Origin of the sequence: Achromobacter sp. (assembly GCF_032113835.1) — a bacterium.
Classification (GTDB): domain Bacteria; phylum Pseudomonadota; class Gammaproteobacteria; order Burkholderiales; family Burkholderiaceae_B; genus Achromobacter.
This window is the reverse complement of the sequence record NZ_DAMCTG010000037.1, coordinates 1-26,018: the sequence shown is the minus strand read 5'-3', so window position 1 is coordinate 26,018 and position 26,018 is coordinate 1. Positions and strand designations below refer to the sequence as shown.

Sequence of the window (26,018 nt, the reverse complement as noted above, 5' to 3'; positions counted from 1 at the left end):
GCGAAGGAGGCGCCGGCAGGCGTGATTAACGCGAGTACAGTTCGACGACCATCGATTCGTTGATGTCGCGAGCGACGTCAGCGCGATCGGGGGCCGACTTGAACGTGCCGGTCAGCTTGGCCGCGTCGACTTCCACCCATTGGGGGATGCCGATGCTGGTGGCCAGGTCGAGCGATTCCTTGATACGGCCTTGCTTCTTGGCCTTTTCACGAACCGAGACGACGTCGCCAGCCTTGACCAGCATCGAAGCGATGTCAGCCGTGTGGCCGTTCAGTTCGATGGCGCGGTGGCTCACCAGCTGGCGAGCTTCGGCGCGCGTCGAGCCGAAGCCCATGCGGTAGACGACGTTGTCCAGACGCGATTCCAGCAGCTGGATCAGCGTTTCGCCGGTGTTGCCACGGCGGCGCTCGGCTTCAGCGAAGTACTTGCGGAATTGCTTTTCCAGCACGCCGTACATGCGCTTCAGCTTTTGCTTTTCGCGCAGCTGCAGGCCGTAGTCGGAAGTGCGGGCACCCGAAGTGCGGCCGTGTTGGCCAGGCTTGGAATCCAGCTTGCACTTGGAATCCAGCGAGCGGCGGGCGCTCTTCAGGAACAGGTCAGTACCCTCGCGGCGCGAGAGCTTGCATTTGGGTCCAATATAACGTGCCATGTGGATTCCCTTTAGATACGACGACGCTTCGGCGGACGGCAGCCGTTGTGCGGAACGGGCGTGATGTCGGCGATGGACGAGATCTTGATGCCCAGCGCGTTCAGCGCGCGGACCGACGATTCGCGGCCAGGACCGGGGCCCTTGATGCGGACTTCCAGCGTCTTGATGCCGTACTCGAGCGCAACGCGGCCAGCCGTTTCAGCGGCAACTTGCGCGGCAAACGGGGTCGATTTGCGCGAACCCTTGAAGCCAGCACCGCCCGACGTGGCCCACGACAGTGCGTTGCCCTGACGATCGGTGATGGTGATGATGGTGTTGTTGAACGAAGCGTGAACGTGCGCGATGCCGTCCGAGACGTTCTTCTTGACCTTTTTGCGCACGCGCGAAGCGCCGCTGGTGGAAGCTTTCGCCATAATCCTGTTCCTCGATTATTTCTTCAGGGACGCAGCAGCACGACGCGGGCCCTTGCGGGTCCGGGCGTTGGTGCGAGTGCGCTGGCCGCGCACGGGCAAACCGCGCTTGTGACGCATACCGCGGTAGGTTCCCAGGTCGATCAAACGCTTGATCGAGAGCTGTACTTCACGACGCAGGTCGCCTTCAACCGTGAACAAACCAACATGTTCGCGGACGCGTTCCAATTCAGCGTCGCTCAGATCCTTGACCTTTTTGTCAAAGGGTACGTTTGCCGCTTCGCAAATCTTGCGAGCGCGCGTACGACCGATGCCAAAAATGGCGGTCAGGCCGATCTCGGCGTGCTGTTGCGGCGGAATGTTAATGCCAGCAATACGGGCCATGACTGTTCCTTGAATAAATCCGTTGCGTAGTCGCTAACCCGAGTTAGCCTTGACGCTGCTTGTGACGCGGGTCGGTGCAGATAACGCGCACCACGCCGTGACGTTTGATAACTTTGCAGTTGCGGCAGATCCGCTTAACCGATGCCATTACTTTCATGGTTGACTCCTAATTTTCCGTAATCCGGTTTCGCTCACTTGGAGCGGAAAACAATCCTGGCTCGCGTCAGGTCATAGGGCGTGAGCTCCACTGTGACCTTGTCACCCGGCAGGATCCGGATGTAATGCATACGCATCTTGCCGGAAATATGGCCCAACACCACGTGGCCGTTTTCGAGCTTGACGCGAAATGTCGCGTTCGGGAGGTTCTCAAGAACCTCACCTTGCATCTGAATGACGTCGTCCTTGGACATTCTTTTGCTTACCGCATCGGCAAACCCGCGCCCTTGAAGTTGGCCTTCTTGAGCAACGAGTCGTACTGGTGAGACATCATGTAGGCCTGAACCTGCGCCATGAAATCCATCGTCACCACCACAATGATCAACAGAGACGTACCACCGAAGTAGAAGGGAACGTTCCAGCGCATCACCAAGAATTCCGGCAACAGGCACACCAACGTAATGTAGATGGCACCTGCGAGCGTCAAACGCATCAGAATCTTGTCGATGTAGCGCGCTGTTTGCTCGCCCGGACGGATGCCCGGAACAAACGCACCACTCTTCTTCAGGTTGTCCGCCGTTTCGCGGCTGTTGAAAACCAGAGCCGTGTAGAAAAAGCAGAAGAAAATAATCGCGACCGAGTACAGCGTGATGTAGAGCGGTTGACGAGGCGACAGGGCCGCAGCCAGGTCGCTAAGCCAGCGCATGTTCTCGCTGCTGGAGAACCAGCTCGTGATCGTGGCCGGGAACAGAATGATCGACGACGCGAAGATCGGCGGAATCACCCCTGCCATGTTCAGCTTCAGCGGCAAATGCGAGCTTTGACCACCGTAGACCTTGTTGCCTACCTGACGCTTGGCGTAGTTCACCGTGATCTTGCGCTGTCCGCGTTCCACGAACACCACAAAAGCGGTAACCAGCACCACCAGAGCCACGATGAACAGCGCCGAAAGCACAGACATCGCGTTGGTGCGGACCAGGTCCAACAGTGCAGCCAGCGCCGCGGGAAGACCCGCCACGATACCTGCGAAGATCAGGATGGAAATCCCGTTGCCCAGACCGCGCTCCGTGATCTGCTCACCCAGCCACATGACGAACATGGTGCCGGTGACCAAAGTCACGACGGTCGTGAAGCGGAACAGCATGCCCGGATCGATCACCAGTCCCTGCTGAGACTCCAACGCCACCGAAATGCCCACTGCTTGCACCAGCGCCAGCACGACCGTGCCGTAGCGGGTGTATTGGGTAATCTTCCGACGGCCGGACTCGCCCTCTTTCTTGAGCGCTTCCAGCGACGGCACCACCACCGACATCAACTGCATGATGATGGATGCCGAAATGTACGGCATGATCCCCAGGGCAAAAATCGAGAAACGCGAGAGCGCTCCGCCCGAGAACATGTTGAACAGGCCCAGGATCCCGCCCTGGTTCTGACGGAACAAGTCCGCCAGCGCGTCCGGGTTGATACCCGGAACCGGGATGTGTGTACCCAAACGGTAAACCACCAGGGCGAGCACCAGGAACACCAGACGGCGCTTCAGATCGCCGTATCGTGCTCCGGATTTGCCCAATGCCTGCGCGTTAGCCACTCGTCACCTCTGATCAAGCAAGCGAGCCGCCCGCGGCTTCGATGGCGGCGCGAGCGCCGGCCGTCGCGGTAATGCCCTTGAGCACGACCTTGCGCGAGAGTTCACCAGACTTGATGACCTTGGCGTAACGAACCGCCTGGCCAATCACGCCGGCCGCCTTCAGCGCTTGCACATCGATATCGTCGATGGGCAGGGCCTGGAGGTCCGACAAGAGAACTTGTGCATACAGGTGTTGACCCAGCGGGGTGAAACCACGCTTGGGCAGGCGACGTTGCAGCGGCATTTGACCGCCTTCGAAGCCAACCTTGTGGAAACCGCCCGAGCGCGACTTCTGACCCTTGTGACCACGGCCGGCGGTCTTACCCAGACCCGAACCGATGCCACGGCCGACGCGGCGCTTGGCGTGCTTGCTGCCCTCGGCGGGCTTCAGCGAATTAAGTTGCATATCCGACATGGTGATTCCTTAGGCTTCCGAGACGGAAACGAGATAATCCACCTTACGGATCATCCCACGCACCTCGGGCGTATCGACCAGCACGCGGCTGCTGTTGATACGGCCCAAGCCCAAACCGCGAACCGTATCACGGTGCGATTGCTTGGTACCGATCACCGAGCGCACGAGGGTCACTTTGATCTGCTTCTGAGCCATGATTTACCCCAGGATCTCTTCGACCGTCTTGCCGCGCTTGGCAGCAACATCGGCCGGGGTCAGGGAGGCGCGCAGGCCGTTCAACGTGGCGCGAACCATGTTGTAGGGGTTGCTCGAGCCCAGGCTCTTGGCAACCACGTTACGCACACCCATCACTTCGAAAATAGCGCGCATCGGGCCGCCGGCGATAACGCCAGTACCTTCAGCAGCGGGCGAAATCAGCACGGTAGCGGCGCCATGCTTGCCGACCACGGTGTGGTGCAGCGTGCCGTTCTTCAGAGCGACCTTGAACATGCCGCGACGGGCTTGTTCCATGGCCTTCTGAACGGACACCGGCACTTCACGCGCCTTACCCTTACCCATGCCGATGCGGCCATCGCCATCGCCAACCACGGTCAGCGCGGCAAAGCTCATGGTGCGACCACCCTTGACCACTTTGCTCACGCGGTTGACCGCGATCATCTTTTCGCGGAGGCCGTCATCGTTCTCTTTTTCCGCGGCGTTCTTGCCTTGTACTTTAGCCATTTGACAGATCCTCGCTTAGAACTTCAGGCCGGCTTCACGCGCGGCATCGGCCAGCGCCTTGACGCGGCCATGGTAACGAAAGCCCGAGCGATCGAAAGCGACCAGTTCGATACCGGCAGCCTTGGCCTTTTCGGCCACGCGCTTGCCAACCAGCGTCGCAGCGGCTTTGTTGCCACCCTGACCGGTTTGGCCGGCCAGTTGCGCACGCACTTCGGCTTCCACCGTCGAGGCGCTGACCAGAACGCGATCGCCTTCCGGCGAAATGATGTTGGCGTAGATGTGCTGGTTCGAGCGGAAAATCGAGAGGCGATGAACGCGCAGCTCGTTGATCTTCCGGCGAGTCGGAACCGCACGACGCAAACGGGAAACTTTTTTGTCCATGATTCGTCCTTGCGTGCGCCGTTATTTCTTCTTGGTTTCTTTGATGACGACGCGTTCGTCCGAGTAACGCACGCCCTTGCCCTTGTAGGGTTCGGGTTCGCGGTACGCGCGGATTTCAGCGGCCACCTGACCGACGACTTGCTTGTTGGAGCCCTTGATGACGATTTCCGTCTGGGTGGGGCATTCGGCCTTGATACCGGCCGGCAACTGATGCAAAACGTCGTGCGAGAAACCGAGCTGCAGCTTAACGGCGTCGCCTTGAACCGAGGCGCGGTAACCCACGCCGACCAGGTTCAGCTTGCGCTCGAATCCCTTGCTCACGCCGTTGACCATGTTGGCCACCAGTGCGCGCACGGTACCCGACATGGCGTTGGCGTGACGGGAATCGTTGGCGGCGACAAACGTGAGCTTGCCACCGTCCAGCGAGATCGTGACGTCGCCAGTCAGGGGTTGGGTCAAGGAGCCCAGCGGGCCCTTGACAGTGATCTGATCCTGCTTGATGTCAGCTTCGACACCCTTGGGCAGTTCGACCGGATACTTAGCGATACGTGACATTCGAATTTCTCCTTAGGCCACGTAGCACAGCACTTCGCCGCCGACGCCGTTGGCGCGAGCCTTACGGTCGGTCATGACGCCGCGCGAGGTCGAAACGATAGCCACGCCCAGGCCGTTCATGACCTGAGGAATGCTGGTACGGCCCTTGTAGATACGCAGACCAGGGCGCGAGACGCGTTCGATGCGCTCGATAACCGGACGGCCAGCGTAGTACTTCAGGGTGATCTCGAGCTCAGGCTTGGCCTGGGTGCCCTTGATTTCAAAGCTGTCGATGTAGCCTTCGTCTTTCAGCACAGCGGCAATGGCCGCCTTCAGCTTCGAGGAGGGCATGCTCACCGTAACTTTGTCCACTTGCTGCGCATTGCGAATGCGGGTCAGCATATCGGCGATGGGATCGCTCATGCTCATATTGTTTCTCCTACCAGCTGGCCTTGGTGATGCCGGGGATTTCACCCTTCATCGCCATTTCACGCAGTTTGTGGCGCGTCAGACCGAACTTGCGGAACACGCCGCGAGGACGACCGGTGACCACGCAACGGTTGCGTTGACGCGTCGGGTTGGCATTGCGCGGCAGCTGTTGCAGCTTGAGCCGAGCTTGGTAACGTTCTTCGTCGGTCTTCGACTGATCGTCGACGATCGCCTTCAACTCAGCGCGCTTGGCAGCGAACTTGTCAGCCAGCTTGGCGCGCTTGATGTCGCGATTGATGAGGGAAAGTTTAGCCACGTCATCAGCCCCTTAGTTACGGAACGGGAAGCTGAAGGCCGTCAACAGCGCCTTGGCTTCTTCGTCGGTCTTCGCGGAGGTGGTGATGCTGATATTCAGCCCACGCAGCGCGTCGATCTTGTCGTACTCGATTTCGGGGAAAATGATTTGCTCTTTCACCCCGATGTTGTAGTTGCCACGGCCGTCGAACGCACGACCCGAGATACCGCGGAAGTCGCGCACGCGAGGCAGCGCAACCGCCACCAGGCGATCCAGGAATTCGTACATGCGTTGACCACGCAGCGTGACCATGCAACCAATCGGGTAGTTTTCGCGGATCTTGAAACCGGCGATAGCCTTCTTGGTCTTCGTCACGACGGGCTTCTGGCCGGCGATCTTGGTCAGATCCGACACAGCGTGCTCGATGACTTTCTTGTCGGAGACCGCTTCCGAGACACCCATGTTCAGGGTGATCTTGGTGATGCGCGGCACTTCCATTGCGCTCTTGTAGCCAAACTTGGCCTGCAGGTCGCCAGCGACCTTGCTCTTGTAGAAATCTTGCAAACGAGACATGTCTATCGCCCCTTACGCCTTGGCGCCGACAACGGCACCATTGGAACGGAACACGCGGACCTTGCGACCTTCGACTTCTTGAACGCCCACGCGGTCGCCACGACCGGTTGCGGGGTTGAAGAGCGCCACATTCGAGATGTGGATCGGCATGGTCTTTTCGACAATCCCGCCCGGGTTGTTAGCCATCGGGTTGGCTTTCACGTGCTTCTTGGCAACGTTGACGCCTTCGACCAGGACGTGGTCGGCGCCAACGCGGGCCAGCACCGTGCCACGACGCTTCTTGTCGCGGCCGGTCAGGACGATGACTTCGTCGCCTTTACGAATGTTGTTCATCGTAGGGCTCCTTACAGCACTTCCGGGGCCAGCGACACGATCTTCATGAACTTCTCGGTACGCAGTTCACGCGTAACGGGTCCGAAGATGCGGGTGCCGATAGGCTCCAGCTTGGCGTTGAGCAACACGGCGGCATTGCCACCGAAACGAATCAGCGAACCGTCTTTACGGCGCACGCCCTTGGCGGTACGAACCACCACGGCATTGTAAATTTCGCCTTTCTTGACGCGTCCGCGCGGAGCCGCATCTTTGACGCTCACCTTGATGATGTCGCCGATACCGGCATAACGGCGCTTGGAGCCACCGAGCACCTTAATGCACATGACATGACGCGCACCAGTGTTATCGGCCACGTCCAGCGTGGTCTGCATTTGGATCATGATTTTTCCTGTTCCAACTTAACTGGAAATACGGTTTTCCCAACAAGGGAACACTGCAATTCCTGCCAGTTTTGGTCCCGTCAGGTCAGCCGCCCTGCTTTTTTGTCGGCAAGTCCGTACTATCTGGACCAGCAACTGGTGGCAACGCAACGACCCTGGGTTGAAATCCTGCGGGTATTCCCCCCGACGCGCTCACCTAACCTTCGGCTAAGTGAATCGACAATCTGGGAAAGCTGATAATTCTAACGTGGTTAATTTTTGAGCGCAAGCACTTTGTTGGGATTGCGCACAAAAGACCACGCCCCCTGTCAAGGGGGTCGGTTTTGCGGGCCATCCGCCCCTATTTCTGACGGTAGTAGCCCTTCTCCCAGGCGTCATGATTTGCCTTGCCGCGACGGATTTCGTCCGTGAACGGCGCGGCCATGAGCACAAGGCGATTTAGCCATTTTACAGGAGCGCGGCAGGGTCGCTCGAAATCCACGAAAAGCACGGCTCTTACGCCGCTGGTGTCGTTGTGCACCTCGTGGGGATACAGGTCGTCAAAGACCACGGCCTGTCCTTCGCGCCAGCTATAGCGCTGGCCGCCCACTTCTATCCAGCAGCGTTCGGGCGGATCCGGGACGACCAGCCCGAGGTGCAGGCGCAGCACGCCGTTGTACGGGCCCGTGTGCAGCGGGATGCGCTTGCCGGCTTCCAGGATGGAGAAGAAGGCCGTGCGCAGGCCGGGGATGTCCTGCAGGGCGCGCGCGGTGGAGGGACAACGCGCAAGGTTGCGTTCGGAGCGCAGGCCATAGCCCAGAAAGACAAACGTCTTCCATTGGTCGTCGGACGTGATCATGCCGACGTCTGGGGAGAGCACGTGGAAGGCCGGTAGCGCCTGCCGGTGGGCCAGCAAGCCCACCAGTTCGGCGCGAATGGCGGGCGCCCGCGCTTCGAGGGTGGCGACCCACGGGAACTGGCTGTTCTGGAATATCGGCTTGTCGCCGACCAGCGAGGCCTGCGCGATGCGCTGACGCAGCCACTCGATGAAGCGGAAAACGACCCGCGAATAGAGACTGGGCTTGGCGACCGGGCGCGCATCGACGGGTTGCACGATAGGTATACGGATGACAGCCAAAGATTCCTCATTTTTGTCCACGGCGATGCGCTTGTCCACGGTGGCACGCGTGCCCGCACCTTGCAGGCCAATGGACCCAAGCCCGCGGTGGGGATTGGCTCCTTCCGCTTCGGGGAAGCTGGTTTAGACTGCCGTGGGCGACAGCGGTCGCCATCACCCTTGGCTACCCATTCCTATTTCGCAAGGAACGACAGGCATGTATGAACAGTTGGCGCTGTATATCGACGGCGAATTCGTCGCCGGCGAGGGCAGGCGCACCCAGGACGTCATCAACCCGGCCACGCTCGAGGTGCTGGGCCAGCTGCCCCACGCCACGCAGGCCGATCTGGACCGCGCACTTGCCGCCGCCCAGCGCGCCTTCGAATCGTGGAAGAAGTCCTCGCCCATGGACCGCTCGGCGATCCTGCGCAAGGTCGCCACGCTGTCGCGCGAGCGCGCCAAGGAGATCGGCCGCAACATGACGCTGGACCAGGGCAAGCCGCTGGCCGAGGCCGTGGGCGAAGTCACGTCCTGCGCCGAACACGCCGACTGGCACGCCGAGGAATGCCGGCGCATCTACGGCCGCGTGATCCAGCCGCGCAATCCGGACGTGCGCCAGATCGTGGTGCGCGAGCCCATCGGCGTCTGCGCCGCCTTCACCCCCTGGAACTTCCCGTACAACCAGGCCATCCGCAAGATCGCCGCCGCCATCGGCGCCGGCTGCACGGTCGTGCTCAAGGGTCCCGAGGACTCGCCCAGCGCGGTCATGGCGATTGCGCGCATGTTCCATGACGCGGGTCTGCCCAAGGGCTGCCTGAACATCGTCTGGGGCGAACCCGCCACCATCTCCGACTACCTGATCCGTTCGCCGATCGTGCGCAAGGTGTCGTTCACCGGCTCCGTGCCGGTGGGCAAGCAGCTTGCGGCGCTGGCGGGCGCGCACATGAAGCGCGTCACCATGGAACTGGGCGGCCACTCGCCCGTGCTGGTGTTCGACGACGCGGACATCGAACGCGCCGCCGAGATGCTGGCCAAGTTCAAGGTGCGCAACGCCGGCCAGGTCTGCGTGTCGCCCACCCGTTTCTATGTGCAGGACGGCGCGTACGAGCAGTTCCTGTCGCGGTTCTCTGAAGTGCTCAAGAACATCAAGGTGGGCGATGGCCTGGAAGCCGGCACCGAGATGGGCCCGCTGGCGCACGAACGCCGCGTGCCCGCCATGAGCGCCTTCATCGATGACGCCAAGAAACACGGCGCCAAGGTGGTGGTCGGCGGCGGCCCGCTGGACCGTAAGGGTTTCTTCTTTGCGCCGACCGTAGTCACGGACCTGCCCGACAGCGCCATGCTGATGACCGAAGAGCCGTTCGGCCCCGTGGCGCCCGTGGTCCGCTTCAAGGACACCGATGAGGTGCTGCGCCGGGCCAACAGCCTGCCCTTCGGCCTGTCCTCGTACGTGTTCACGAACTCGCTGAAGACTGCAACCAAGGTGTCCAACGGCCTGGAAGCCGGCATGGTCAACATCAATCACTTTGGCAGCGCCCTGGCCGAGACGCCCTTCGGCGGCATCAAGGACAGCGGTATCGGCAGCGAAGGCGGCACGGAGACCTTCGAGGGCTACCTGGTCACCAAGTTCATCACGCACGTCTGATCCAGCGGCCATCGCGTCGCAAAGCCCCGCACGTCGCGTGCGGGGCTTTTTTTTGCGGTCGCGTGACGCGGACCGGTTCGGGATTCATGAGGCTGTCATGCGGGTCAGTGAGCATTGGGCCCGCTTACAAGTAGCTGACCCAAGCAGCTGACCCAAATCGCTGACCCGCGGCTGCCGCTTCGCCATGGCCATCGCCCATGCGCGTCCGCCGTCGCACCGACCCCTCCAGGATCCCGCCTCCCGATGACGCTTCGCCCTTCCCGCCCCGTCCGCGCCGCAGCCCCCCTGCTGCTCGTTGCCCTGCTCGCCGCATGCGGCGGCGACAAGGACGATGACACGTCCCCGCCCGTCGCCGAGACGCCGCCCCCCGCCGAGACGCCCGCACAGCCGCCCGCCCCCGTGCAGGTCGCGTTCATGCCCGACATCCATTTCCATGACGTCTACGCGGACTTCAAGGACGGCTCGTTCCTCGGCATCCCCAACCCGAAGGCCGGCGACAACGCGACGATCCGCACGATGTACGCGCAGCTGACGTCCACTCGCCTGTTCAACGAAAACTACTTCGCCTTCCTGGCCGCGCTGGACGACGCCGTGAAGCGCGGCGTGAAGTACATCGCGCTGCCGGGCGACTTCTCCGATGACGGCCAGCCTGTGCACATGCGCGGCCTGGTCAAGATCATGGATGACTATTCGAAGAAGCACGGCATCCAGTTCTTCGCCGCGCCGGGCAACCATGACCCCAACCGCCCCTTCAACCAGCCCGCGGGCAAGGGCGACTATCTTGGCCTGGATCCCGTGACGGGCGCGATCGGCTTCTCGCAGCCGATCTACAGCCGCGGCGCCAACGTATGCAACACCGCCTACAGCGGCGACTGGACGCGCATCGGCAATACGTACTGCACCGAGGAAGTGCTGCACATGGGCTATTCGGGCATCACGACCGCGCTCGAGCAGCATGGCTTCATGCCCCAGCCGCAGAACGTGTATTACGAAACCCCGTACAGCACCTACAAGTACGAAGACTACGATTACGCCACGGCGGTGTCGCAAGCCAACTGGATCAACCGCCAGTACGAGATCTGCGCCGAAGGCACGGGCGGCCCGAACAAGCCTCAGAACTACACGCTGTGCAAGATGGTGCCCGACACGTCCTACGTGGTCGAGCCCGTCGAGGGCGTGTGGCTGGTGGGCCTGGACGCCAACGTCTACGTGCCGACGGGTCCGGGCGCCAACGACTTCACCGGCTCGGGTGACCAGGGCTACAACAAGATGCTGACCCACAAGGCGCACGTCATCACGTGGCTGACCGATGTGGTGGCGCGCGGCAAGGCGCAGGGCAAGCAGGTCATCGCCTTCAGCCACTTCCCGATGTCCGAGTTCTTCAATGGCGCCTCCGACGACATCGAAGCGCTGCTCGGCGCGAACAAGATGCAGATGATCCGCCGTCCCGCCGAGAACACCACCCGCGCGCTGGCCGAGACCGGTCTGAAGGTGCACGTGGGCGGCCACATGCACTTCAACGACATGGCCCTGCGCAACTACGGCGGCGACCACGCGCTCTTCAACATCCAGGCGCCCTCCATGGCCGCCTATGTGCCGGCGTACAAACTCATGACGCTGCAGAGCGCCGATGAGATCGAAGTGCAGACCATCCGACTGGACAAGGTGCCGCGCTTCGATGAGCTGTTCGACCTGTACCGCGCCGAGAACGCCTACACCGTGCCGCCGCGCTGGGACGTGTCCATCCTGGACGCCAAGGACTACGGCGATTTCACCTATCGCTACATGAGCGAACTGGTGCGCCTGCGTCTGCTGAACGACGACTGGCGCTGCGAGATGCGCGAGCTGGTCAAGAGCCCGCTGACGGGCGCCGACCTGCTGGCGTTGTCGCAACTGCAGACGACGGTCACGCTCAAGGAACTGGAGAACACCGGCAACCAGAACAATCTGACGCCCGCGTTCTTTGCGTGCCTGTATGACGCCGGCGGCAGCGGCGCCAGCAACCCGGCCTATGCCGTGGATGCCGCCAACGCGCAATCGCGCGCGCAAGCCCTGGCCCAGGCCAACGGCATGCAGCTGGCGGACTTCGCGCAGTGGACGGCGCTGGAAATGGCCGGCGACTTCGTGCGCCTCGCCAACGCCGGCGACCTCGCGTTTACCGACATCCCCGCGCAACGTGCCAGCCAGTACAAGCTGCTGGCCCAGGCATTGAACCAGACCAACGCCGCCGTGCAGATGAACGGCAACAACGTCAGCAACGCCAACACCCCGGCCGACCTGTTCAAGGCGCGCTTCAAGCCGCTGATGGCGATCATGCTGAAGCTGGCCAACGGCGCACCGTCCGAGCACATCCGCCTGGACCTGACGACCAACAGCATCGTCAACCTGTCGAACCAGCCTTCGCCGTTCTAGGCCGGTTTCGCGCGACCTGAAAGGCCAACGGCCCGCTGATCCAGCGGGCCGTTTTTCGTTGTTGGCACAGCGTGCGGCACAAGGTTCCGCGCGCGCACTGCTAGGCGGCGCGCCCGCCCGCGCGCAGGTCCCGCGGCGTCACGCCGAACCGCTGCTTGAACAGCCGGCTGAAATGCGAAGGATGAGAGAAACCCACCTGGTACGCCAGCTCGGCGATGCCGCGATGACGGTGCCGCGCGTCCAGCAGCAGCTCTCGGCACCGGTCCAGCCGCTGCTCGAAGATGAACGATTCAACCGACAACCCGCCCGCGCGCAGGATGCGGTGCAAATACGCGACCGACACGCCGCAGCCCTGCGCCACTCGCGCGGGCGAGAGATCCGGGTCGGCGAGATGCTGGCGGATATAGGCCAGCACACGCGCTCTGTGCGCCACCGTGACACTGCTGTCCGCCTCCGAGACCTGTCCCTGTCCCGGCTGCACCAGGAAGAGCACGATGAGGTCGATCAGGCGCTCGCCCAGCTCGGCCGCCTCGGTCTCGGACCAGCCGTCCATGCCCTTGAAGAGGTGATCCATGTAGCCGGCCAGCAGCGCGCCGCGCGGCGACCCGTCGTCGGTGCGCAGCTTGTAGAACGCGCCGATGCGTGAGTCCCGCTGTGACAGCGCACTGCGCGGAAACGAGACGCTCAGGCTGCGATAGCCCGACGCGCCGTTCGCGGTCGCCTGATACGGCAGGCTCTGGTTCATCAGGTACACGCAACCGGGTTCGACCTGAAATTCGCGGCCCTGCTGACGCACCGCCAGCGGACCGGCCAGCGGCAGGCCGAAAGTGTAGAACTCCTGGTCCAGCCGCGACACGTTGCCCGGCGTGCGTTCCAGCCGCTGGCCCTGGTAATGCAGGTCGTTGAATTGCAGGCTGGCGCGGCGTGCGTAGCGGACGTGGCCCGCGAAATGACCGGGTTTGCCGCCATGCACCTCGAACGGCCCGAAGGCATCGGCCAGCGCGGCGCGCCACGCATCCCGCCGATCGGCGCCGGCGCTGGCCGAAATGGCGAATTCCGTATCTGGCATGGCACGGTCTCCTGGGGGGCTGCGCAAATTGATCTTGCGTCTACATATTGTTGACTCACCCTGCTGTGGGGTGGCCGGCGCATTGTGGGCGCGCTTGCCGCAAGTCTATATTCAGCCCGATAAGCACACAACCTGGACAAACCGGGAGGAGACTCATGGACGAGGCGGACGCAGCAGCCGCGCGCCATACGCCGGCATCGCGTTACCTGCGCTGCGCGGGGCGCGAATTGCACTACACGGAATGGGGCGCTTCTGACGCGCCCCCCATCGTCATGTGGCATGGCCTGGCCCGCACCGGCCGCGACTTTGACGAGCTGGCGCAGGCCCTGGCCGGCGACTACCGCGTGATCTGTCCCGACGCGATTGGACGCGGCCTGTCGCAATGGAGCCCCGATCCGGTCGCCGAGTACCGGCTCGACTTCTACGCCGCATTGGCGCGCGCCCTGGTGGACGGCCTGTCGCTGGCGCGCGTGCGCTGGGTGGGTACGTCCATGGGCGGCGCGACCGGCATGCACGCGGCCGCGACCACGTTGCGCGATCGCATTTCGCACCTGGTCGTCAATGACATCGGACCGGAGCTGCCGCAGCCCGCCATCGAGCGCATCCTGGCCTACGCCGGCAACCCGCCGGCCTTCGACACGGTGACGGAGCTCGAAGCCTGGCTGCGCGCCGCCTACAAACCCTACGGCTGGCAAAGCGACGAACAGTGGCGCCGGATGACGGAAACGTCGGTGCGCCGGCTGCCCGACGGCCGCGTCACCGCCCATTACGATCCCGCCATCGTCGGCCAGTTCAGCCATCACCCGGACGACTATGACCGATGGGCCGGCTACGACACGCTGCGCATGCCGACCCTGCTCTTGCGCGGCGCCGAATCGGATCTGCTGCTGCCCGAAGTTGCGCATGCCATGACGCAGCGCGGTCCCCGCGCGCAGCGCATCGACTTTCCCGATTGCGGCCACGCTCCCGCGCTGAACGTGGCATCCCAGATCGAACCCATCCGTCAATTTCTCGCCAGGCCGATCGACACGGCCGAGCGCGCCCACTGACACCAGGAGACTTCCATGAAACGCATTTTGCTCGCCGCCATGGCCAGCCTGTGCATGAGTTCCGCGCTGGCGGCAAAGGACTTCGTCGTCGCGCACGTTTATGACAAGACCGGCCCGCTGGAGGCTTACGCCAAGCAGACCCAGAACGGGCTGATGCTGGGGCTGGAATACGCCACACAGGGCACCATGACGGTGGCCGGACGCAAGATCCGCGTTATCGAGAAGGACAACCAGGGCAAGCCCGATGTGGCACGCGCGCAGCTCGCGTCCGCCTATGCCGACGACAACGCCGACATCGCCGTGGGTCCCACGTCGTCGGGCGTGGCGCTGGCCATGCTGCCGATCGCGGAGGAATACGAAAAGATCCTGCTGGTGGAGCCGGCGGTGGCCGACTCCATCACCGGCGAGAAGTGGAACAAGTACATCTTCCGCACCGGCCGCAATTCTTCGCAGGACGCCATCGCGAACGCCGTTGCGTTCGACCAGGAAGGCACGTCGATCGCCATGCTGGCGCAGGACTACGCGTTTGGCCGCGACGGCGTCAAAGCCTTCAAGGGCGCGCTCAAGAACGCCAAGATCGTGCACGAGGAATACCTGCCGGCCAACGCGACCGACTTCACGGCCGGCGCGCAGCGGCTGTTCGATGCGCTGAAGGACAAGCCCGGCCGCAAGATCATCTTCATCCTGTGGGCCGGCGCCGGCAACCCATTCAAGATCGTCGATCTGGATCCCAAACGCTACGGCATCGAGATCGCCACGGGCGGCAACACGCTGACCGCCATGACGCCGCTCAAATCCCTGGCGGGCATGGAAGGCGCCACCTATTACTACTACGGCATCCCCAAGAACCCGGTCAACGACTGGCTCGTGGCCGAGCATCAGAAGCGCTTCGGCCAGCCGCCCGACTTTTTCACCGCGGGCGGCATGGCATCCGGCATCGCGATCGTTGCGGCCTTGAACAAGACCGGTGGCGATACGGATACCGACAAGCTCATCAAGGCGATGGAAGGCATGAGCTTCGACACGCCCAAGGGCAAGATGACGTTCCGGCCCGAGGACCATCAGGCCATGCAGTCGATGTACCACTTCCGGATCAAGAACGATCCCTCGGTGCCGTGGGCGGTCCAGGACCTGGTCAAGGAGATCACGCCGGACCAGATGGCCGTGCCGATCCAGAACAAGCGCTGATTTGCACCGCTCATGCTTGAGACCCAATCGCTCACCGTGCGCTTCGGCGGCCATGTGGCGGTCAATGACGTCAGCTGCGCCTACGCGCCCGGCACATTGACCGCCATCGTCGGCCCGAACGGCGCCGGCAAGACCACGTACTTCAATCTGATTTCGGGGCAGTTGCGCGCGAGCGCTGGAACCGTGACGTTGAACGGACGCGATCTGACCAAGCTGTCCGCGCCGGCCCGCATGCACGCGGGACTGGGGCGCGCATTCCAGCTGACGCAGCTGTTCCCCCGGCTGAGCGTTCACGAAAATGTGCGGCTTGCCCTGCAGTCGCGGCAGCAGGGCATGGGTTGGCGCCACATCCGGTTCTGGCGCACGTGGCGCGACGATCACGGTCTCCTGGAGCGTGCCGATGCGCTGCTCGCACGGACGCGGCTGACCGCGCGCCGCGACCAACCCGCCGCCGACCTGCCGCATGGCGACCAGCGCAAGCTCGAGATCGCCATGCTAATCGCGCTGGAGCCTTCGGTGTTCATGTTCGACGAACCTACCGCCGGCATGAGCGTGGATGACGTGCCCGTCGTGCTGGACCTCATCCGCGAACTGAAGGCCGACGCCTCCAAAACCATCCTGCTCGTCGAGCACAAGATGGATGTCGTCCGCGAACTGGCCGACCGCATCGTCGTGCTGCACAACGGGCGGCTGATGGCCGACGGCGATCCGGCCACCGTGATCGCCTCGCCCATCGTGCAGCAGGCCTATCTGGGCATCAGCGCACAGGAGGCGGCATGACGGCGCTCCCGATTCTGGAACTGAAGGACGTGCACACGCACATCGGTGCGTATCACATCCTGCACGGCGTGAACCTGTCGGTGCCGGCATCGGCGGTCACCATGCTGCTCGGGCGCAATGGCGCGGGCAAGACGACGACGCTGCGCACCATCATGGGATTGTGGCGCGCATCGCAGGGCCAGGTCTGCCTGGACGCCAAGCCGATCGGCGGACCCGGCACGCGCACGTCGCCACCCGACATGGCGCGCATGGGCATGGCTTACGTACCCGAGAACATGGGCATCTTCGGCGACTTGTCCGTGAAGGAGAACATCCTTCTCGCAGCACGCCTTGCCAGAAATGCCGCGCAACTGGACACCGCGCGGCTGGAATGGATCTTCGGATTCTTTCCTGCGCTCAAGAAGTTCTGGCTGCATCCCGCCGGCAAGCTGTCGGGCGGGCAGAAGCAGATGCTGGCAATGGCCCGCGCAATCATCGAGCCGCGGCGCCTGCTGCTGGTCGACGAACCGAGCAAGGGTCTGGCGCCGGCCATCATCCAGAACATGATCGACGCGTTCATCGAGCTCAAGCAGTCCAGCACCACCATCCTGCTGGTCGAACAGAATTTCAACTTTGCCCGCCGCGTCGGCGACTACGCCGCGATCATGGACAACGGCCAGGTCGTGCACGCGGGATCCATGGCCGATCTGGCCGCGGACGAGGCGCTGCAGACGCGCCTCCTGGGCCTGTCACTGGGAAGCCATCAATGAGCACGCTGGACATCGAAGCGCCGCTGCCGCGCGCACGCGCCGACCTCATGCCTGTGCTGCTGGTGCTGGCGCTGGCAATCATCGCACTGCCCCTGGTCGGATCCTTTTCCACCTGGGTCACGCTGACGTTCGCCGGGCTGGCGATGGGCATGATCATCTTCATCGTGGCGTCGGGCATGACGCTCGTCTTCGGCCTGATGGACGTGCTGAATTTCGGGCACGGCTTGTTCATTGCCATCGGCGCGTACATGGCGGCGACCGTGCTTGGCGCCATGGCGGACTGGACGCAGTCCGGCAGCCTGTGGACCAATCTGGTCGCGGTGCTGCCGGCGATGATCGTGGGGATGTTGGTGGCGGGCGCGGTGGGCCTGGCGTTTGAGCGCGTGATCGTGCGGCCGGTCTATGGGCAGCATCTGAAGCAGATTCTCATCACCATGGGCGGCATGATCATCGGCGAAGAGATCATCAAGATGATGTGGGGACCGCAGACGATCACGCTGCCGTTGCCCGAATCCCTGCGCGGTGCGTTCCTGCTGGGCGACGCCGCCATCGAGAAGTATCGCGTGGTGGCGCTGGTGGTCGGCCTGATCGTGCTGGGCGGCATGCTGTGGGTCTTGAACCGCACCAAGCTTGGTCTCCTGATCCGCGCCGGCGTCGAAGACCGCGAGATGGTCGAGAGCCTGGGCTACCGGATCGGGCATCTTTTTGTCGGGGTATTCGTCGCCGGGTCGATGCTCGCCGGATTAGGCGGTGTGCTGTGGGGGATGTACCAGCAATCGATCGTGCCCCAGCTTGGCGCGCAGGTGAACGTGCTGATCTTCATCGTCATCATGATCGGCGGCCTGGGTTCCACGGTGGGCTGCCTGATCGGCGCGCTGCTGGTCGGGCTGATGGCCAACTACACCGGCTTTCTGATGCCCAAGGCCGCCCTCTTCTCGAACATCGCGTTGATGGTTGCCATTCTGCTGTGGCGCCCGCAAGGCGTGTACCCCGTCACGAACCGCTAGGAGCCGCCGACATGTCGTTTCGCCTGCTTTCCGGCGACCCTCCGCGCAGCGCGATCCTGGCGCTGTTGCTCATGGCAATCGTGGCCGCATTGGCTGCGGCGCCCTTCCTGTTTCCCGGCCCCAAAGCGTTGGCGGTCGCGGCGAAGATCCTCGTCTTCATCGTTCTGGTTGCAAGCTACGACCTGCTGCTGGGATACACGGGCATCGTCAGCTTCGCGCACACGATGTTCTTCGGCATCGGCGCATACGGCGTGGCAATTGCCAGCATTCGCATGGAACCGGGCTGGACGGCGGTGTTTGCCGGGACCGCGGCCGGACTGGCCGTATCGCTCGCCTTCGCCTTGCTGATCGGCCTGGCCAGCCTGCGCGTGCGCGCGATCTTCTACGCGATGATCACCTTGGCCGTGGCCGCGGCGTTTCAGACGTTGGTGTCGCAGTTGTCGGAACTGACCGGTGGCGAGGACGGGCTGAACTTCAAGGTCCCGCAGATGTTGCGGCCGGCATTTCGCCCGCTTTCCGAACCCTTGTTTGGCGTCACGGTGGACGGGCGGATCATCACCTATTACCTGATCGCGGCGGTCTGCGTGGTGCTCTTCCTGATGTTGCTGCGCATCGTGAATTCGCCGTTCGGCCGCGTGCTGCAGGCGATTCGCGAGAATCCTTTCCGCGCCGAAGCGATCGGCTATCGCACGGTGCTGTACCGCAGCCTGTCGAACCTACTCGCAGCCGCATTTGCGACGCTGGCCGGCGCGCTGTACGCGCTTTGGCTGCGCTACAACGGGCCGGACACGACGTTGTCGTTCGAGATCATGCTCAACATCCTGTTGATGGTCGTGATCGGCGGGATGGGCACGATGTACGGCGCGGTGGTGGGCGCGAGCCTGTTCGTCTTCGCGCAGAGCTACCTGCAGGATGGCCTGCATGCCGTGCATGAGGTCGTGGCGGGCATCCCCCCGCTGGCGCTGCTGTTCGAGCCGGACCGCTGGCTGCTCTGGCTTGGGATTCTCTTCGTGCTGTCGGTGTATTACTTTCCGACCGGTGTCGCCGGCCGGCTGCGGGAATTTGCACGGCGCACCTAGGCGGCCCGGGAATACACCGCGATCCGCGCGTCTGTCGTCCGGCCTAAGACCCTGGGCTAGCGTCCGCCCTGCCGGAGCGTATCGGCGCCACGCCTTAACTCATCGACACGCCGCTGCATGTCGTCCACGCTGCGTTGCGTCTGGCTGCTGGCCCGATCCAGTTGAGAACCCGACGGCGTGGGCATCAGGCGCGGCATGGTCATCTGACCACCCGACGTCAACGGAATCATGGCGGGCGGATGAGGGTCCGCATTTGGCGGAGGCGCGTTCAACACCCGTTCCAGCACCTTCAACTGGTCTCGCTGCGCCTGCAGGGCGCGCTCCTGGTCCAGTAAGCCCTGTTCGTCTTCGTCATCAGTGCCGAAGATGGCGGCATGATCCTTGGACCTTCCGTCCAATTGAACCCGCGGATCCGGCCCGGCGTTCAGCAGTTGCTTGCCGAGCGTCGTGGCATCCATCGGCGATGGCGTGGTTTCGGCCGCCGCAGGCGGAGCACGCTTGGTTGCACCCGCGGCACGTGCGCCGGCAGCGGCGCTTTCCTGCAACGGAGCGGGAAACGTGCCGGGAATGGCGCCCTCGCCTGCGCTGGACGCGGCGTCCGCGGCGCCGGCGGCGGGCGGCATGGGCGCGGACCGTTCCTGCGCGAACGTGGCGCCGGCGGCCATTGCCATCCAGCACGCGGCGGCAACGGCGAGCCGGGCTGATTTGCGGACGATGACCATGCTTTCCTTCAGAAATTCCAAATGCAAGACATAAAAAAACGGCAAGGGTTTTGGCCCTTGCCGTTTTATATCAGAACGGCGAACCGTTCCGAGGTGCAGCTTTCACTTAGATGATACGTGCGGCTTCAACCAGACGCACCACACGCCACGACTTCGAGCGCGAGATGGGACGGCCTTCAGCGATTTCAACCGTATCGCCTTCGTTGTACTGGTTCGATTCATCGTGCGCCTTGTACTTCGCGGAACGCATGATGATCTTGCCGAAGATGGGGTGCTTGACGCGGCGCTCAACCAGAACGACGACAGTCTTGTCCATCTTGTTGCTGACGACCTTGCCAACCAGCGTACGCTGGCGCTTGGCCACTTGGGTGTTTTGAGTTTCGCTCATCTTTATTTCCCTGCCTTCTCGGTCAGCAAGGTGCGGACGCGAGCGATGTCGCGGCGCACGTTGCGCAGCTGGCTGGTGTTGGCCAGTTGCTGCGTGGCTTTCTGCATGCGCAGACCGAATTGGGCCTTCAGCAGGCTTTCGAGCTCTTTGCCGAGCTCGGCGGCGTCTTTCGAACGGAGTTCGCTAGCTTTCATGTTAGTACTCCTTAAGCACCGATATGACGCGCGACGAACGTGGTCGAAATCGGCAGCTTGGCAGCGGCCAGGCGGAAAGCTTCACGCGCGAGCTCTTCGCTAACCCCTTCCATTTCGTAGAGCACCTTGCCGGGCTGGATTTCAGCAACCCAGTACTCCGGGTTGCCCTTACCGTTACCCATACGGACTTCGGCAGGCTTCTGCGAGATGGGCTTATCCGGGAAAATGCGAATCCAGATACGGCCGCCACGCTTGATGTGACGATTGATGGCGCGACGAGCAGCTTCGATCTGACGGGCGGTCAGACGGCCACGGCCGGTAGCCTTCAGGCCGAACTCGCCGAACGAAACGTGGGTGCCACGAGTCGCCAGACCGGTGTTGCGGCCCTTCTGCTCTTTGCGATACTTTCTGCGGGAGGGTTGCAGCATGGTTATTCTCCTTCAGGCGCCGGAGCAGCGTCCGCCTTGCGGGGAGCGCGGCCACGACCACCCGGACGACCGGTGCGAGCACCGTCCGGACGATCACCACGCGGAGCGCGGCGCGGACGACGTTCTTCTTCACGCGGGGCTGCGGTTTCCGGCGGCAATTCGCCGTTGGCCAGCATGTCGCCCTTGTAGACCCAGACCTTGATGCCGATCACGCCGTACGTGGTGTGGGCTTCGGAGGTGCCGTAGTCGATGTTGGCCTTGAGGGTGTGCAGCGGCACACGGCCTTCGCGATACCACTCGGTGCGGGCAATTTCGATACCGTTCAGACGGCCCGAGCTCATGATCTTGATGCCTTGGGCACCCAGACGCATGGCGTTCTGCATCGCGCGCTTCATGGCGCGGCGGAACATGATGCGCTTCTCGAGCTGTTGCGAGATCGAGTCGGCGATCAGTTGAGCATCGGTTTCCGGCTTGCGGATTTCTTCGATGTTGACGTGCACGGGCACGCCCATCAGACGCTGCAGATCAGCCTTCAGGCTTTCGATGTCTTCGCCGCGCTTGCCGATCACCACGCCCGGACGAGCCGAGTAGACGGTGATGCGGGCATTCTTGGCGGGACGCTCGATGATCACGCGACCAACGGAGGCGCTCTTGAGCTTCTTCTTCAGGTACTCGCGAACGCGAATGTCTTCGGCCAGCATCGTGCCGAAGGCCTTGTCGTCGGCGAACCAACGCGAGGACCAATTACGGGTGACCGCGAGACGGAACCCAGTGGGGTGAATTTTCTGACCCATCGTGACTCCTTAAGCTCCGACCTTGACCGTGATGTGGCAGGTCTGCTTCTCGATACGGTTGCCGCGGCCCTTGGCGCGAGCGGAGAAGCGCTTCATCGACTGAGCCTTGTCCACGAAGATCGTGGTGACTTTCAGTTCGTCGATGTCGGCGCCGTCGTTGTGCTCGGCGTTGGCGATGGCGGACTCGACAGCCTTCTTCAGGATGACGGCAGCCTTCTTCGGCGAGAAGGTGAGGATTTCCAGCGCACGGCCGACCTTCTGGCCACGGATCAGGTCCGCAACCAAACGGGTCTTCTGAGCGGAGATGTGAACCCCACGGATAATGGCAGTAGTTTCCATCGCTTACCTCTTCGCCTTCTTGTCCGCGGCGTGACCCTTGAACGTACGGGTCAGCGCGAACTCGCCCAGCTTGTGACCGACCATGTTCTCGTTGATGTAAACGGGAACATGCTGCTTGCCGTTGTGCACAGCGATCGTCAGACCGATGAACTCGGGCAGGATCGTGGAACGACGCGACCAGGTCTTGATCGGCTTCTTGTCTTTGCCCGCAACGGCCGTGTCCACCTTTTTGATCAGGTGAGCATCGACAAACGGGCCTTTCTTGATCGAACGTGACATAGTGTTCGCCTCTTACTTGCGCTTGCGCCGTTGGACGATCATATTGTTCGTCCGCTTGTTGCGACGGGTCTTGAAACCCTTCGACGGAGTGCCCCACGGGCTGACCGGCTCGCGTGCTTCACCGGTACGGCCTTCGCCGCCACCGTGCGGGTGATCCACCGGGTTCATGGCAACGCCACGAACGGTCGGGCGGACACCGCGCCAACGCATTGCACCGGCCTTGCCGATTTGGCGCAGGCTGTGTTCTTCGTTACCGACTTCACCGATGGTGGCGCGGCATTCGATGTGCACACGGCGGACTTCACCCGAGCGCAGACGCACCTGAGCGTAGATGCCTTCGCGAGCCAGCAGGACGGCGGAAGCGCCGGCCGAGCGGACCATCTGGGCACCCTTGCCGGGGAGCATTTCGACGCAGTGGATCGTCGTACCGACCGGGATGTTGCGGATCGGCAGCGTGTTGCCAGCGCGGATCGGAGCATCGGTGCCGGATTGCACGGTCGCACCGACTTCCAGGCCACGGGGAGCGATGATGTAACGACGTTCGCCGTCGGCGTAGCACAGCAGAGCGATGTGCGCCGTACGGTTGGGGTCATATTCCAGACGCTCGACCTTTGCCGGGATGCCGTCCTTATCGCGACGGAAGTCGACGATACGGTAGTGCTGCTTGTGACCACCGCCACGATGACGGATCGTGATGTGACCGTTGTTGTTACGGCCAGAACCACGGGTCTTCTTTTCGAGCAGCGGCGCGTAGGGCTCACCCTTGTGCAGGTTCGGGCTGACAACCTTCACCATGCCACGGCGGCCAGCCGAAGTCGGCTTAACTTTTACGAGGGCCATTTACTTCACCTCCGCAAAGTCGATTTCCTGGCCGTCCTTGAGCGAGACGTAAGCCTTGCGCTCATTACGGCGACGGCCAACGAATCGGCCAAAGCGCTTGACTTTGCCCTTACGGTTGAGGACCTGCACGGACTCGACCTGCACCTTGAAGAGCAGTTCGACGGCAGCCTTGATTTCCGGCTTGGTAGCGTCAGCCACGACACGGAAAGCGACTTGCTGATTCTTCTCAGCGACGAACGTGGCCTTTTCGGTCACGATCGGAGCCAGAATGACTTGCATCAAGCGTTCAGCGTTCATCCCAGCATCTCCTCGAGTTGAGCGATGGCCGGCTTGGTGATCAGCACTTTCTTGTAGTGGACCAGCGACAACGGATCGGCATAACGGGGCTCGACAACAGCAACGTGCGGCAGGTTGCGGGTGGCGAGGTAAACATTTTCATCAACGCTGTCGGTGATGATCAGGACCGAGTCCAGGCCCAGGCTCTTCAGCTTTGCAGCGGCAGCCTTGGTCTTGGGCGATTCCAGATCAAACGATTCAACGACGGCGATGCGGTCTTCGCGAGCGAGCTGCGACAGGATCGAGCGGATCCCGGCGCGGTACATCTTCTTGTTGACCTTCTGGCTGAAGTTCTCTTCGGGCGAGTTCGGGAAAGTCCGACCACCACCACGCCACAGCGGCGACGAAGTCATACCAGCGCGAGCGCGGCCGGTACCCTTTTGACGCCAGGGCTTCTTGGTGGAGTGCTTGACTTCCGTACGGTCCTTCTGAGCACGGTTGCCGGAACGCGCGTTGGCTTGGAAAGCCACGACGATCTGGTGAATCAGCGCTTCGTTGAAGTCACGGCCGAAGATCGTGTCGGGCGCGCTGAACGTAGCAGCGGCCTGACCTTGGTCGTTCAGGAGCTTGAGATCCATTTACTTACGCTCCCTTCTTGGCCGGGGCCTTGATGGCCGGGCGCACAACGATGTCGGCGCCAGCGTGGCCGGGGACAGCGCCCTTGACCAGCAGCAGGCCGCGCTCAACGTCAACGCGAACGACGTCGAGGTTTTGAACGGTGCGGGTGACGTCACCCAGGTGACCAGCCATGCGCTTACCCGGGAAAATACGGCCCGGATCTTGTGCTTGACCAATCGAGCCCGGAACGCGGTGCGAACGGGAGTTACCGTGCGACGCGCGCTGCGAACCGAAGTTGTGACGCTTGATGGTACCGGCGAAGCCCTTACCAATGGTCGTGCCCGTGACGTCGACCTGTTGGCCGGCTTCGAACACGGATTCCACGGCGATCACGGAACCGGCCGCAAATTCAGCGGCGCGAGCGGGATCAAGGCGGAATTCTTTGAGGATGCTACCGGCTTCAGCGCCGGCTTTGGCGTAGTGGCCCGTTTGCGGCTGAGCCACACGCGAGGCACGACGAGTGCCATAAGCCACCTGGATAGCGGCGTAGCCGTCGGTTTCCAGGGACTTAACTTGGGTCACGCGGTTGTTGGACACGTCCAGCACGGTCACCGGGATGGATTCACCTTCCTCGGTAAAAATGCGGGTCATGCCGACCTTGCGACCCACCAGCCCCAGCCGGTGAGCGGCGGGCGTGGGTGTCGAATTCGACATCGTTTTCTCCATTCCCGACTGCGATTGGTCGGGGCTAATCAGGCAAAAGGTAACGGCCTTTGCCCTACGACTATGTTCAACCTGGACTAGGCTTGGCGCCCTCAAAAAGCAAGGCGGCTTTCGCTTTGTCCATAGTTAGACTTGCCACAAAATGGCAAGCTTCGCATATTAGCATGTTTTTTCTAAGCGGCACAAGCACTTAGCGGATCTGGCGCATGCCGCGGTGGGCATTTTTGCCACGTTCTGCGCGCTCCCAATCAAGGGGCGGCTGGCAGCGCAGCCTGTGCTGGTAGTGAGCACATGCTCACGTGCTTGCGGCAACAAAACAAAATGGCCGCAATCCCGAGGGAGTGCGGCCATTCTTTACGAACCTGCCGGCGAAGGTAGCAGGCTCGGAGCGTCTTACTGCAGCGCGATTTCGACGTCGACGCCGGCCGGCAGGTCCAGACGCATCAGGGCGTCAACGGTCTTGTCGGTGGGATCAACGATGTCCATCAGGCGCTGATGGGTACGGATTTCGAACTGGTCACGCGACGTCTTGTTGACGTGCGGCGAACGCAGGACGTCATAGCGACGGATACGCGTGGGCAGCGGCACCGGACCGCGGACGACGGCGCCAGTGCGCTTGGCGGTGTCAACGATTTCGGCGGCCGATTGATCGATCAGCTTGTAATCGAAGGCTTTCAAGCGGATGCGGATCTTTTGGTTTTTCATGGCGTTTCCTAAAGAACGAGACGCGAGGGCGGGATCACGCCCTCGCTGGATATGTGCTGCTTAATAGATCCGAATTACTTCAGGATCTTGGCGACGACGCCGGCGCCGACGGTACGACCGCCTTCACGAATGGCGAAACGCAGACCTTCTTCCATGGCGATGGGGGCCAACAGCTTGACCGTCATGGCCACGTTGTCGCCCGGCAGGACCATTTCCTTGTCGGCCGGCAGTTCGATCGTGCCCGTCACGTCCGTCGTGCGGAAGTAGAACTGGGGACGATAGCCTTGGAAGAACGGGGTATGACGGCCGCCTTCTTCCTTGGACAGGATGTAGACCTCGGACGTGAAGTCCG

39 protein-coding genes are annotated in these 26,018 nt (G+C 62.5%); 8 read left to right on the top strand and 31 right to left on the bottom strand.

From position 1 onward, the window contains the following. Nucleotides 1-25: 25 nt before the first annotated feature. From rpsD to RT697_RS14575, 17 genes are all read right to left on the bottom strand, one after another. The gene (gene rpsD, locus RT697_RS14655) at nucleotides 26-649 is read right to left on the bottom strand and encodes a 30S ribosomal protein S4 (RefSeq protein WP_175124780.1); all 624 of its coding nucleotides are present in this window, start codon (nucleotides 647-649) and stop codon (nucleotides 26-28) included. A gap of 11 nt (nucleotides 650-660) precedes the next feature. Further along, nucleotides 661-1,062, bottom strand: a complete 402-nt coding sequence (gene rpsK, locus RT697_RS14650) for a 30S ribosomal protein S11 (RefSeq protein WP_006216516.1) — start codon at nucleotides 1,060-1,062, stop codon at nucleotides 661-663. Between the two features lie 15 nt (nucleotides 1,063-1,077). Next, nucleotides 1,078-1,443: a 30S ribosomal protein S13 gene (rpsM, locus tag RT697_RS14645; protein ID WP_008168996.1), complete on the bottom strand. Its 366-nt coding sequence runs from the start codon at nucleotides 1,441-1,443 to the stop codon at nucleotides 1,078-1,080. Nucleotides 1,444-1,486: 43 nt separating this feature from the next. After that, nucleotides 1,487-1,600 carry a 50S ribosomal protein L36 gene (rpmJ, locus tag RT697_RS14640; protein WP_003806928.1) on the bottom strand — a complete coding sequence of 38 codons (114 nt, stop codon included), beginning with the start codon at nucleotides 1,598-1,600 and terminating at the stop codon, nucleotides 1,487-1,489. A 34-nt stretch (nucleotides 1,601-1,634) separates the two neighbouring features. After that, the gene (infA, locus tag RT697_RS14635) at nucleotides 1,635-1,853 is read right to left on the bottom strand and encodes a translation initiation factor IF-1 (RefSeq protein WP_003806927.1); all 219 of its coding nucleotides are present in this window, start codon (nucleotides 1,851-1,853) and stop codon (nucleotides 1,635-1,637) included. An 8-nt stretch (nucleotides 1,854-1,861) separates the two neighbouring features. After that, the gene (gene secY, locus RT697_RS14630) at nucleotides 1,862-3,187 is read right to left on the bottom strand and encodes a preprotein translocase subunit SecY (RefSeq protein ID WP_056327063.1); all 1,326 of its coding nucleotides are present in this window, start codon (nucleotides 3,185-3,187) and stop codon (nucleotides 1,862-1,864) included. A gap of 13 nt (nucleotides 3,188-3,200) precedes the next feature. After that, entirely contained in the window at nucleotides 3,201-3,641 is a 441-nt protein-coding gene (gene rplO / locus RT697_RS14625; protein WP_312430961.1) for a 50S ribosomal protein L15, read from the bottom strand. A gap of 9 nt (nucleotides 3,642-3,650) precedes the next feature. Then, nucleotides 3,651-3,836 carry a 50S ribosomal protein L30 gene (rpmD, locus tag RT697_RS14620; protein WP_006216520.1) on the bottom strand — a complete coding sequence of 62 codons (186 nt, stop codon included), beginning with the start codon at nucleotides 3,834-3,836 and terminating at the stop codon, nucleotides 3,651-3,653. Between the two features lie 3 nt (nucleotides 3,837-3,839). Next, complete coding sequence (rpsE, locus tag RT697_RS14615; protein WP_008168987.1) at nucleotides 3,840-4,361, bottom strand: 30S ribosomal protein S5; 522 nt, start codon at nucleotides 4,359-4,361, stop codon at nucleotides 3,840-3,842. A 15-nt stretch (nucleotides 4,362-4,376) separates the two neighbouring features. Next, on the bottom strand, nucleotides 4,377-4,742 hold the full coding sequence (gene rplR / locus RT697_RS14610; protein ID WP_008168985.1) for a 50S ribosomal protein L18: 366 nt from the start codon (nucleotides 4,740-4,742) through the stop codon (nucleotides 4,377-4,379). A 21-nt stretch (nucleotides 4,743-4,763) separates the two neighbouring features. Beyond that, nucleotides 4,764-5,297, bottom strand: a complete 534-nt coding sequence (rplF, locus tag RT697_RS14605; protein ID WP_063953645.1) for a 50S ribosomal protein L6 — start codon at nucleotides 5,295-5,297, stop codon at nucleotides 4,764-4,766. A 12-nt stretch (nucleotides 5,298-5,309) separates the two neighbouring features. Next, nucleotides 5,310-5,705: a 30S ribosomal protein S8 gene (rpsH, locus tag RT697_RS14600; protein ID WP_006216525.1), complete on the bottom strand. Its 396-nt coding sequence runs from the start codon at nucleotides 5,703-5,705 to the stop codon at nucleotides 5,310-5,312. A 10-nt stretch (nucleotides 5,706-5,715) separates the two neighbouring features. After that, entirely contained in the window at nucleotides 5,716-6,021 is a 306-nt protein-coding gene (rpsN, locus tag RT697_RS14595) for a 30S ribosomal protein S14 (RefSeq protein WP_056571033.1), read from the bottom strand. Between the two features lie 12 nt (nucleotides 6,022-6,033). Then, nucleotides 6,034-6,573 carry a 50S ribosomal protein L5 gene (gene rplE, locus RT697_RS14590; protein WP_008168978.1) on the bottom strand — a complete coding sequence of 180 codons (540 nt, stop codon included), beginning with the start codon at nucleotides 6,571-6,573 and terminating at the stop codon, nucleotides 6,034-6,036. Between the two features lie 12 nt (nucleotides 6,574-6,585). Then, complete coding sequence (gene rplX / locus RT697_RS14585; protein WP_008168975.1) at nucleotides 6,586-6,906, bottom strand: 50S ribosomal protein L24; 321 nt, start codon at nucleotides 6,904-6,906, stop codon at nucleotides 6,586-6,588. A gap of 11 nt (nucleotides 6,907-6,917) precedes the next feature. Continuing rightward, nucleotides 6,918-7,286 (bottom strand): 50S ribosomal protein L14, encoded by a 369-nt coding sequence (gene rplN, locus RT697_RS14580; RefSeq protein WP_006216531.1) that lies wholly within the window; start codon nucleotides 7,284-7,286, stop codon nucleotides 6,918-6,920. 340 nt (nucleotides 7,287-7,626) lie between these two features. Next, the gene (locus tag RT697_RS14575) at nucleotides 7,627-8,379 is read right to left on the bottom strand and encodes an aspartyl/asparaginyl beta-hydroxylase domain-containing protein (protein WP_313699780.1); all 753 of its coding nucleotides are present in this window, start codon (nucleotides 8,377-8,379) and stop codon (nucleotides 7,627-7,629) included. Between the two features lie 220 nt (nucleotides 8,380-8,599). On the opposite strand from RT697_RS14575, the gene RT697_RS14570 reads away from it, so the two are divergent. Both RT697_RS14570 and RT697_RS14565 read left to right on the top strand, forming a co-directional pair. Further along, nucleotides 8,600-10,027 carry an NAD-dependent succinate-semialdehyde dehydrogenase gene (locus RT697_RS14570; RefSeq protein ID WP_313699778.1) on the top strand — a complete coding sequence of 476 codons (1,428 nt, stop codon included), beginning with the start codon at nucleotides 8,600-8,602 and terminating at the stop codon, nucleotides 10,025-10,027. Between the two features lie 243 nt (nucleotides 10,028-10,270). Next, nucleotides 10,271-12,439: a metallophosphoesterase gene (locus tag RT697_RS14565; RefSeq protein WP_313699776.1), complete on the top strand. Its 2,169-nt coding sequence runs from the start codon at nucleotides 10,271-10,273 to the stop codon at nucleotides 12,437-12,439. Nucleotides 12,440-12,539: 100 nt separating this feature from the next. On the opposite strand, the gene RT697_RS14560 is transcribed toward RT697_RS14565, so the two are convergent. Continuing rightward, on the bottom strand, nucleotides 12,540-13,508 hold the full coding sequence (locus RT697_RS14560; RefSeq protein ID WP_313699774.1) for a helix-turn-helix domain-containing protein: 969 nt from the start codon (nucleotides 13,506-13,508) through the stop codon (nucleotides 12,540-12,542). A 155-nt stretch (nucleotides 13,509-13,663) separates the two neighbouring features. Between RT697_RS14560 and RT697_RS14555 the strand changes: the two genes are divergently transcribed. From RT697_RS14555 to RT697_RS14530, 6 genes are read left to right on the top strand one after another with little or no spacing between them, the layout of a single operon-like run. After that, complete coding sequence (locus RT697_RS14555; protein ID WP_313699772.1) at nucleotides 13,664-14,557, top strand: alpha/beta hydrolase; 894 nt, start codon at nucleotides 13,664-13,666, stop codon at nucleotides 14,555-14,557. Between the two features lie 15 nt (nucleotides 14,558-14,572). Next, a complete protein-coding gene (locus tag RT697_RS14550; protein ID WP_313699770.1) occupies nucleotides 14,573-15,745 on the top strand; it encodes a substrate-binding domain-containing protein in 1,173 nt (390 codons plus the stop codon). Nucleotides 15,746-15,757: 12 nt separating this feature from the next. Further along, nucleotides 15,758-16,525 (top strand): ABC transporter ATP-binding protein, encoded by a 768-nt coding sequence (locus RT697_RS14545; protein ID WP_313699769.1) that lies wholly within the window; start codon nucleotides 15,758-15,760, stop codon nucleotides 16,523-16,525. Beyond that, entirely contained in the window at nucleotides 16,522-17,274 is a 753-nt protein-coding gene (locus tag RT697_RS14540; RefSeq protein ID WP_313699767.1) for an ABC transporter ATP-binding protein, read from the top strand. Before RT697_RS14545 ends, RT697_RS14540 begins: the two co-directional genes overlap by 4 nt. Further along, entirely contained in the window at nucleotides 17,271-18,281 is a 1,011-nt protein-coding gene (locus tag RT697_RS14535) for a branched-chain amino acid ABC transporter permease (protein ID WP_313699765.1), read from the top strand. The genes RT697_RS14540 and RT697_RS14535 overlap by 4 nt, the downstream gene beginning before the upstream one ends. An 11-nt stretch (nucleotides 18,282-18,292) precedes the next feature. After that, complete coding sequence (locus tag RT697_RS14530; RefSeq protein ID WP_313699763.1) at nucleotides 18,293-19,360, top strand: branched-chain amino acid ABC transporter permease; 1,068 nt, start codon at nucleotides 18,293-18,295, stop codon at nucleotides 19,358-19,360. Between the two features lie 56 nt (nucleotides 19,361-19,416). Here the strand turns inward: RT697_RS14530 and RT697_RS14525 are convergent, their stop codons facing one another. The 13 genes from RT697_RS14525 to RT697_RS14465 form a co-directional block, all read right to left on the bottom strand. Then, nucleotides 19,417-20,082: a hypothetical protein gene (locus tag RT697_RS14525; RefSeq protein WP_313699761.1), complete on the bottom strand. Its 666-nt coding sequence runs from the start codon at nucleotides 20,080-20,082 to the stop codon at nucleotides 19,417-19,419. Between the two features lie 106 nt (nucleotides 20,083-20,188). Next, on the bottom strand, nucleotides 20,189-20,470 hold the full coding sequence (gene rpsQ / locus RT697_RS14520) for a 30S ribosomal protein S17 (protein ID WP_006216549.1): 282 nt from the start codon (nucleotides 20,468-20,470) through the stop codon (nucleotides 20,189-20,191). A 2-nt stretch (nucleotides 20,471-20,472) separates the two neighbouring features. After that, nucleotides 20,473-20,664 (bottom strand): 50S ribosomal protein L29, encoded by a 192-nt coding sequence (rpmC, locus tag RT697_RS14515; RefSeq protein ID WP_003806912.1) that lies wholly within the window; start codon nucleotides 20,662-20,664, stop codon nucleotides 20,473-20,475. Between the two features lie 11 nt (nucleotides 20,665-20,675). After that, nucleotides 20,676-21,092, bottom strand: coding sequence for a 50S ribosomal protein L16 (gene rplP, locus RT697_RS14510; protein WP_006389610.1), 417 nt, complete (start codon nucleotides 21,090-21,092; stop codon nucleotides 20,676-20,678). Between the two features lie 2 nt (nucleotides 21,093-21,094). After that, complete coding sequence (rpsC, locus tag RT697_RS14505) at nucleotides 21,095-21,886, bottom strand: 30S ribosomal protein S3 (RefSeq protein WP_056571007.1); 792 nt, start codon at nucleotides 21,884-21,886, stop codon at nucleotides 21,095-21,097. Nucleotides 21,887-21,895: 9 nt separating this feature from the next. Further along, nucleotides 21,896-22,225, bottom strand: a complete 330-nt coding sequence (gene rplV, locus RT697_RS14500) for a 50S ribosomal protein L22 (protein ID WP_006227021.1) — start codon at nucleotides 22,223-22,225, stop codon at nucleotides 21,896-21,898. Nucleotides 22,226-22,228: 3 nt separating this feature from the next. Beyond that, a complete protein-coding gene (gene rpsS, locus RT697_RS14495; RefSeq protein ID WP_006216555.1) occupies nucleotides 22,229-22,504 on the bottom strand; it encodes a 30S ribosomal protein S19 in 276 nt (91 codons plus the stop codon). A 12-nt stretch (nucleotides 22,505-22,516) separates the two neighbouring features. Next, nucleotides 22,517-23,344, bottom strand: coding sequence for a 50S ribosomal protein L2 (rplB, locus tag RT697_RS14490; RefSeq protein ID WP_313699759.1), 828 nt, complete (start codon nucleotides 23,342-23,344; stop codon nucleotides 22,517-22,519). Next, nucleotides 23,345-23,641 carry a 50S ribosomal protein L23 gene (gene rplW, locus RT697_RS14485; RefSeq protein WP_006216557.1) on the bottom strand — a complete coding sequence of 99 codons (297 nt, stop codon included), beginning with the start codon at nucleotides 23,639-23,641 and terminating at the stop codon, nucleotides 23,345-23,347. After that, on the bottom strand, nucleotides 23,638-24,258 hold the full coding sequence (gene rplD / locus RT697_RS14480; protein WP_008168948.1) for a 50S ribosomal protein L4: 621 nt from the start codon (nucleotides 24,256-24,258) through the stop codon (nucleotides 23,638-23,640). Before rplD ends, rplW begins: the two co-directional genes overlap by 4 nt. Nucleotides 24,259-24,262: 4 nt before the next feature. Beyond that, nucleotides 24,263-24,952 carry a 50S ribosomal protein L3 gene (rplC, locus tag RT697_RS14475; protein WP_008168945.1) on the bottom strand — a complete coding sequence of 230 codons (690 nt, stop codon included), beginning with the start codon at nucleotides 24,950-24,952 and terminating at the stop codon, nucleotides 24,263-24,265. A gap of 402 nt (nucleotides 24,953-25,354) precedes the next feature. Beyond that, a complete protein-coding gene (rpsJ, locus tag RT697_RS14470) occupies nucleotides 25,355-25,666 on the bottom strand; it encodes a 30S ribosomal protein S10 (protein WP_003806903.1) in 312 nt (103 codons plus the stop codon). Between the two features lie 74 nt (nucleotides 25,667-25,740). Further along, nucleotides 25,741-26,018: elongation factor Tu (locus tag RT697_RS14465; RefSeq protein ID WP_313699757.1), on the bottom strand; the 278-nt coding region annotated here is incomplete at its 5' end.